5 protein-coding genes are annotated in these 6,413 nt (G+C 59.9%); 2 read left to right on the top strand and 3 right to left on the bottom strand.

Going from position 1 to position 6,413, the window contains the following annotated elements; genetic code table 11:
* Window positions 1-21: 21 nt before the first annotated feature.
* The 3 genes from P406_RS19915 to P406_RS19925 all read right to left on the bottom strand — a co-directional run bounded on the left by P406_RS19915 (window position 22) and on the right by P406_RS19925 (window position 3,283).
* Entirely contained in the window at window positions 22-684 is a 663-nt protein-coding gene (locus tag P406_RS19915) for a TetR/AcrR family transcriptional regulator (RefSeq protein ID WP_003318629.1), read from the bottom strand.
* A gap of 94 nt (window positions 685-778) precedes the next feature.
* Window positions 779-2,176: a uracil-xanthine permease family protein gene (locus tag P406_RS19920; protein ID WP_046237131.1), complete on the bottom strand. Its 1,398-nt coding sequence runs from the start codon at window positions 2,174-2,176 to the stop codon at window positions 779-781.
* Between the two features lie 186 nt (window positions 2,177-2,362).
* A complete protein-coding gene (locus tag P406_RS19925) occupies window positions 2,363-3,283 on the bottom strand; it encodes a LysR family transcriptional regulator (protein WP_003414652.1) in 921 nt (306 codons plus the stop codon).
* A 111-nt stretch (window positions 3,284-3,394) separates the two neighbouring features.
* Here P406_RS19925 and aptA point away from each other — a divergent pair, with 111 nt between their 5' ends.
* Together aptA and P406_RS19935 are read left to right on the top strand one after the other, a co-directional pair.
* The gene (gene aptA / locus P406_RS19930) at window positions 3,395-4,741 is read left to right on the top strand and encodes an omega-aminotransferase AptA (RefSeq protein ID WP_003414655.1); all 1,347 of its coding nucleotides are present in this window, start codon (window positions 3,395-3,397) and stop codon (window positions 4,739-4,741) included.
* A gap of 90 nt (window positions 4,742-4,831) precedes the next feature.
* Window positions 4,832-6,313, top strand: a complete 1,482-nt coding sequence (locus tag P406_RS19935; RefSeq protein WP_046237132.1) for a CoA-acylating methylmalonate-semialdehyde dehydrogenase — start codon at window positions 4,832-4,834, stop codon at window positions 6,311-6,313.
* Window positions 6,314-6,413 lie beyond the last annotated feature (100 nt).

The raw sequence follows: 6,413 nt of genomic DNA on the forward strand, positions 1-6,413 counted from the left end.
GCTGACGTCAAGGCGACGATTCTACAAGGCTGGCGGCGTGAGCCCACAACCTTTGAGGATGATCCGAATGAGATTGTTGCTGGCCTGATCCATGTCCTGGCGCGTCAGTCGGGAGCGACCGGTGACGCGACAGATCTGCGAGGCGAAGTCGGCATAGTGCTGGGTGCTGCCCCATAGCAGGAAGATCAGGTGCACCGGGTCAACGGGGTCCATCTTGCCGGCGTCGATCCAGGCTTGAAAGACCGCGGCCCGGCCCTGGAACCACAGGCGGTAATCCTGGCTGAAGTACTCGCTCATGCATTCGCCACCGCTGATGATTTCCATGGCGAAGATCCGCGAGGCCTGTGGCTGGCGGCGCGAGAACTCCATCTTGGCGCGAATATAGCGGGCCAGCGCCTCTGCCGGGTCGTCTTCGACGCTGAGGTGGTTGAAGGTGCTGTCCCACAAATCGATGATGTTGCTGAGCACCGCGACATACAGGCCGAGTTTGTTGGTGAAGTAGTAATGCAGATTGGCTTTTGGCAGCCCGGCCTTGATCGCGATGGTGTTCATGCTGGTGCCCTTGAAACCGTGGCGGGCAAATTCATCTTCGGCCGCCTGAATGATCGCTTCTTCGTTCTTCTGACGAATACGGCTTGCAGGCTTGGTGACGTGAGCGCTGTGTGCGGGGACTTCAAGGGTCATGGGCAATTCCGGACAGGTCGTAGGGCGCGACGGATGAACAGATAGCGCACCGGCGAGCATCTCGCAAGCGTCGGTGCGGGCGCGGCATGCAAAGTTATCGTGGTTGCTCCACAGGTTCGGGTTCCGCCGCATCGGCGGTCGGAACGGCGGCGACTTTGCTTTCCGGAATCAGCAGGCACATGACAATGGCCGTGATACCGCCGCTGGTGATGGCCGAATCGAACAGGTTCTGCACCAGTTTCGGCAATTGATGCAGCAGCGCAGGCTGCGCCGCAATGCCCAGACCGACACCCAATGACGTCGCAATGATCAGCATGCTGCGTCGGTCCAGCGGCGACTGGGCCAGAATGCGTACACCGGCCGCCGCGACGCTGCCGAACATGACCAGCGTTGCGCCGCCGAGCACCGGTTTTGGAATCTGCTGGACGATGGCACCAATGTGCGGAAACAGCCCGAGCACGAACAGCACCGCACCGATGTACAGCCCGACGTAGCGACTGGCAACGCCGGTCAACTGGATCACGCCGTTATTCTGCGCAAAGGTGGTATTGGGAAATGCGCTGAAGGTCGCGGCTATCATGCAGCTCACACCATCACCCAGTACGCCGCCCTTGAGGCGGGCCAGGTAACTCGGGCCGCTGATGGGCTGGCGCGCGAGCATGCAGTTGGCGGTCAGGTCGCCGACCGTCTCGATGCTGCTGATCAGATAAATCAGCGCGACAGGCAGGAAAGCGCTCCAGTCGAAATTGAAGCCAAAGCGGAAGGGCATCGGAACGCTGATCAATGGCAGGTCGTGAAGGGGTTGCGGCACCAGTTTGCCGCTGAACCACGCGGCCAGACTGCCCACCGCCAGGCCGATAATGATGGCTGACAAACGTACCCAGGGCGTAGTCGAGCGATTGAGCACAATGATCACGGCCAGCACGAACGCGCCCAGCGCCAGATTCACCGGGGCGCCGAAGTCCGGCGCGTTGAAGCCGCCGCCCAGGTCTGTCACGCCCACCTTGATCAGGCTCACACCAATCAACGTGATGACAATACCGGTCACCAGCGGCGTGATGACCCTTCGCAGCTGGCTAATGCAGCGACTCAGCGCGATCTGCACCAGCGCACCGAAAAAGCACACGCCGAAGATCATCGCCATGATGTCCTCCGGGCTGCCGCCGCGCTGTTTGACCAGAAAGCCTGCGGACAACACGGCGCCCAGGAACGCGAAGCTGGTGCCTTGCAGACAGATCATGCCCGCGCCGATACCGAACGGGCGGCGCGCCTGGATGAACGTACCGGTGCCCGAGACCATCAAGGCCATGCTGATCAGGTATGGCATGTATTGGGTCAGGCCGAGGGTCGAGCCGATGATCAGGGGCGGAGTGATGATCCCCACGAAGCTGGCGAGAACGTGCTGGAACGCTGCCAAAATGGCCGTCCAGGGTTTGGGGCGATCGTTCAGGCCGTAGATCAGATCATCGTTGTCGAGTGTTTCAGGCTGCATGGCGAGGTCTCGGACGGGGAAATGCCATGTGCTGGCGTGTCATTGTTCGGGACCACTGCAAAAAACTGTCCAGTTGCTCAGGTTATTTTTATTTGAGTCCGGTTATTTCAATAAATATCAGCTTGATAGCGCTTTCAACCCGCGCTGCAGCGTCGTCGAAGCGGCCAGTTACCGTGCAGAAATGTGTCATCGGGTAGCGGCAAGTGTTTCCAGAAAGCTCTCCAGCACCAAATGAGGGCGCCGGCCTTTGCGGGTGACGGTCACCAGGTTGAGGTCGTAGAACTTCGAATCCGGTTTCAATGCGCGCAGCCTGCCTTCCTGCACCCAGGCGTTGGCGTAATGATCGGGCAGGTAGCCTATGTAGCGGCCGGTCAGAATCAGGAAGGCGATGCCCTCCCGGTCGGACGCGCTGGCCGTGCAGGTGAGTGCCTGATAGTGGTCCTGAACATCGTTGGGCAGGCGAAAGGTCGGAGCGATGGCTTCCTGTTGTGCGAGGCGTGCGTCATCCAGCGTAGCATTGTCGGCGTAAAACAGCGGATGCCCGACCGCGCAATAGAGCAGTGAACGCTCGCTGTACAACGGATGATACTCAAGCCCCGGCAAGGCACTGGCCTGCGGCACGACACCGACATGCAGGCCGCCGTCGAGTACACCGCGCTCGACTTCGGCGGGGGCGATCATGCGGATGTTGATGTGCACGCCCGGCCCGCGCTCTTTCAGCCGGGCCAGGGCATGGGTGATGCGCATGTGGGGCAGGGTGACCAGATTGTCGGTCAGGCCGATGTTCAGTTCGCCGCGCAGGTTCTGGTGCAGGCCGTTGACCTCTGTCCTGAAACTTTCCAGCGCGCTGAGCAGTTGCAACGACGACTGATAGACCTCGCGCCCTTCGTCGGTCAGCGAAAAACCGGCGCGGCCTCGCTGGCACAGGCGCAGGCCGAGGCGTTGTTCCAGATCGCTCATCTGCTGGCTGATCGCTGATCGGCCAATGCCGAGCACGCTTTCAGCCGCAGAAAAGCCACCCGCCTCGACAACGCTTTTGAATAGGCGCAGCAAGCGGATATCAAAATCACTGACCTGCGACACGGGATCGGAACGACGGATATTCATTGTTTAGTGCTTACCAAACCAAAGATCGTAAAAATCGGGTTTTATGAACTTTAGCCGCGTGGCACCTTGGCTGCAATGACCGTTCGTTTAGCGCCTGCGAGGCTTGCTCCCATGAATATGTTCGAAGTGTCCGATGTGCCTGTCACCCGTCAGTTGAAGCTCGATGCTCACTGGATGCCCTACACCGCGAACCGGAATTTCCAGCGCGACCCGCGCATGGTCGTGGCCGCGCATGGCAGCTATCTGACAGACGACAAGGGACGCAAGATCTACGATGCACTCTCAGGTCTATGGACATGTGGCGCCGGGCACACTCGCAAGGAAATTCAGGAAGCCGTGTCCCGGCAACTGGGTGTGCTGGATTACTCACCGGGCTTTCAGTTCGGGCATCCCCTGTCGTTCCAGCTGGCAGAACAGATTACCGACCTGACGCCGGGCAATCTCAACCACGTCTTCTATACCAACTCGGGTTCCGAGTGCGCGGATACGGCGGTGAAGATGGTACGCGCCTACTGGCGGCTGAAAGGCCAGGCGACCAAGACCAAGATGATCGGTCGGGCACGCGGCTATCACGGCGTGAATGTGGCGGGCACCAGCCTGGGCGGAGTGAATGGCAACCGCAAGATGTTCGGCCAGTTGATGGACGTCGACCACTTGCCGCACACCCTGCTGGCCAGCAATGCGTACTCGAAGGGCATGCCCGAGGCGGGCGGTATCGCGCTGGCTGACGAGATGCTCAAGCTGATCGAGTTGCATGATGCGTCGAACATCGCTGCAGTGATCGTCGAACCCATGTCGGGCTCGGCCGGTGTGATCGTTCCGCCGCAAGGCTATCTCAAGCGCCTGCGTGAGATTTGTGATCAACACAATATCCTGCTGATCTTCGATGAAGTCATCACCGGCTTCGGTCGTACGGGCTCGATGTTTGGCGCCGACAGTTTCGGTGTCACGCCTGACCTGATGTGCATCGCCAAGCAGATCACCAATGGCGCTATCCCCATGGGCGCGGTAATCGCCAGCAGCGAGATCTATCAAACGTTCATGAACCAGCCGACGCCGGAGTACGCCGTCGAATTCCCTCACGGCTATACCTATTCCGCCCACCCTGTGGCGTGTGCGGCCGGGCTGGCGGCGCTTGAACTGCTGCAACGCGAGAACCTGGTGCAGCAGGCCGCAGCCGTCGCACCGCATTTTGAACGTGCGCTGCACGGTATCAAGGGCGCGAAAAACGTGGTCGATATCCGCAATTACGGTCTGGCGGGTGCCATCCAGCTCGCACCGCGTGACGGCGATGCCATCGTGCGGCCCTTCGAGGCGGGTATGAAGCTGTGGAAAGCAGGTTTCTATGTGCGCTTTGGCGGTGACACCCTGCAATTCGGGCCGACCTTCAACAGCCAGGCGCAGGATCTGGATCGATTGTTCGATGCCGTCGGCGAAACCCTGAACCTGATCGACTGACCGCGCTGGCAGGCTCTCTTCTTATATACGTGCCTTTATCGCATCGGGTGTGAGCTGACTCACGCCCGCTGCCTTTATCCGGAGTTTTCCATGAGCAGCATTCAACACCTGATCCACGGCGAGTTCGTTTCTGCTGAAGGTCGTAGCGCCAATGTGTTCAACCCGTCGACCGGGCAGGTTATCCACACCGTGGCGCTGGCCGATCGCGAAACAGTCCAGAGGGCAATCGACTCGGCCAAAACCGCCTTTCCGGCGTGGCGCAATACGCCACCGGCCAAGCGTGCTCAGGTGATGTTCCGTTTCAAGCAGCTGCTTGAGCAGAACGAGGCACGCATTGCCCAATTGATCAGTGAAGAACACGGCAAGACCTTGGAAGATGCGGCGGGCGAGCTGAAACGCGGCATTGAAAACGTCGAATACGCCTGCGCTGCGCCTGAGGTGCTCAAGGGGGAATACAGCCGTAACGTCGGGCCGAACATCGATGCCTGGTCTGACTTTCAGCCGCTTGGTATCGTTGCCGGTATCACCCCGTTCAACTTCCCGGCGATGGTGCCGCTGTGGATGTACCCGCTGGCCATTGCGTGCGGTAACTGCTTCATCCTCAAGCCGTCGGAGCGCGATCCCAGCTCCACATTGTTGATTGCCGAGCTGCTGCATGAAGCGGGGCTGCCGAAGGGTGTGCTCAATGTGGTTCACGGTGACAAGGTCGCGGTCGAAGCGCCGGAGGTCAAGGCGCTGAGCTTCGTCGGTTCTACGCCGATTGCCGAGTACATCTATAAGGAAGGCGCAGCGCGGGGCAAGCGCGTTCAAGCGCTGGGTGGCGCCAAGAATCATGCGGTGTTGATGCCGGATGCCGATCTGGACAATGCCGTGAGTGCTTTGATGGGCGCTGCCTACGGATCCTGCGGCGAGCGTTGCATGGCGATTTCGGTCGCGGTGTGCGTCGGCGATCAGATCGCTGATGCATTGGTGGCCAAACTGGTTCCGCAAATCCAGAGCCTGAAGATTGGTGCGGGCACGACCTGTGGCCTGGACATGGGGCCACTGGTCACCGGGCAGCATCGCGACAAGGTCGGCGGCTATATAGAGGACGGTGTACAAGCGGGCGCGACCCTGGTGGTCGACGGGCGCAATCTTCAGGTTGCCGGGCACGAACAGGGCTTCTTCATGGGCGGCTGCCTGTTCGATCGCGTGACGCCAGAGATGCGTATCTATAAAGAAGAGATTTTCGGGCCGGTGCTGTGCATCGTGCGTGTGGACAGTCTTGAGCAGGCCATGCAACTGATCAACGATCACGAATACGGCAACGGCACCTGCATCTTTACCCGCGATGGCGAAGCGGCGCGTCTGTTCTGCGACGAGATTGAAGTGGGGATGGTCGGGGTCAACGTTCCGCTGCCAGTACCGGTGGCTTACCACAGCTTTGGTGGCTGGAAGCGTTCCCTGTTCGGCGACCTGCATGCGTACGGTCCCGATGGTGTGCGCTTCTATACCCGTCGCAAGGCCATTACTCAGCGCTGGCCGCAACGTGCTAGCCACGAAGCGTCGCAATTTGCCTTTCCGAGCCTGTAAATTCTGCGGGAGGGAGATCGTCTTTAAAGAGGATCTCCCGTGTTTACAGGGGCGTCGCAAAGCAGGGCGAAGATTTTTGAAATTAACGGTTGACGCCCTC

The sequence above is a fragment of the Pseudomonas syringae pv. coryli str. NCPPB 4273 genome, assembly GCF_000972175.1.
GTDB classification, from domain to species: Bacteria; Pseudomonadota; Gammaproteobacteria; order Pseudomonadales; family Pseudomonadaceae; genus Aquipseudomonas; species Aquipseudomonas syringae.

Coding starts and splice junctions, on each gene's coding strand:
- P406_RS19915 (WP_003318629.1), bottom strand. CDS start 684: ATGACCCTTGAAGTCCCCGCACACAGCGCTCACGTCACCAAGCCTGCA.
- aptA (WP_003414655.1), top strand. CDS start 3,395: ATGAATATGTTCGAAGTGTCCGATGTGCCTGTCACCCGTCAGTTGAAG.
- P406_RS19935 (WP_046237132.1), top strand. CDS start 4,832: ATGAGCAGCATTCAACACCTGATCCACGGCGAGTTCGTTTCTGCTGAA.
- P406_RS19925 (WP_003414652.1), bottom strand. CDS start 3,283: ATGAATATCCGTCGTTCCGATCCCGTGTCGCAGGTCAGTGATTTTGAT.
- P406_RS19920 (WP_046237131.1), bottom strand. CDS start 2,176: ATGCAGCCTGAAACACTCGACAACGATGATCTGATCTACGGCCTGAAC.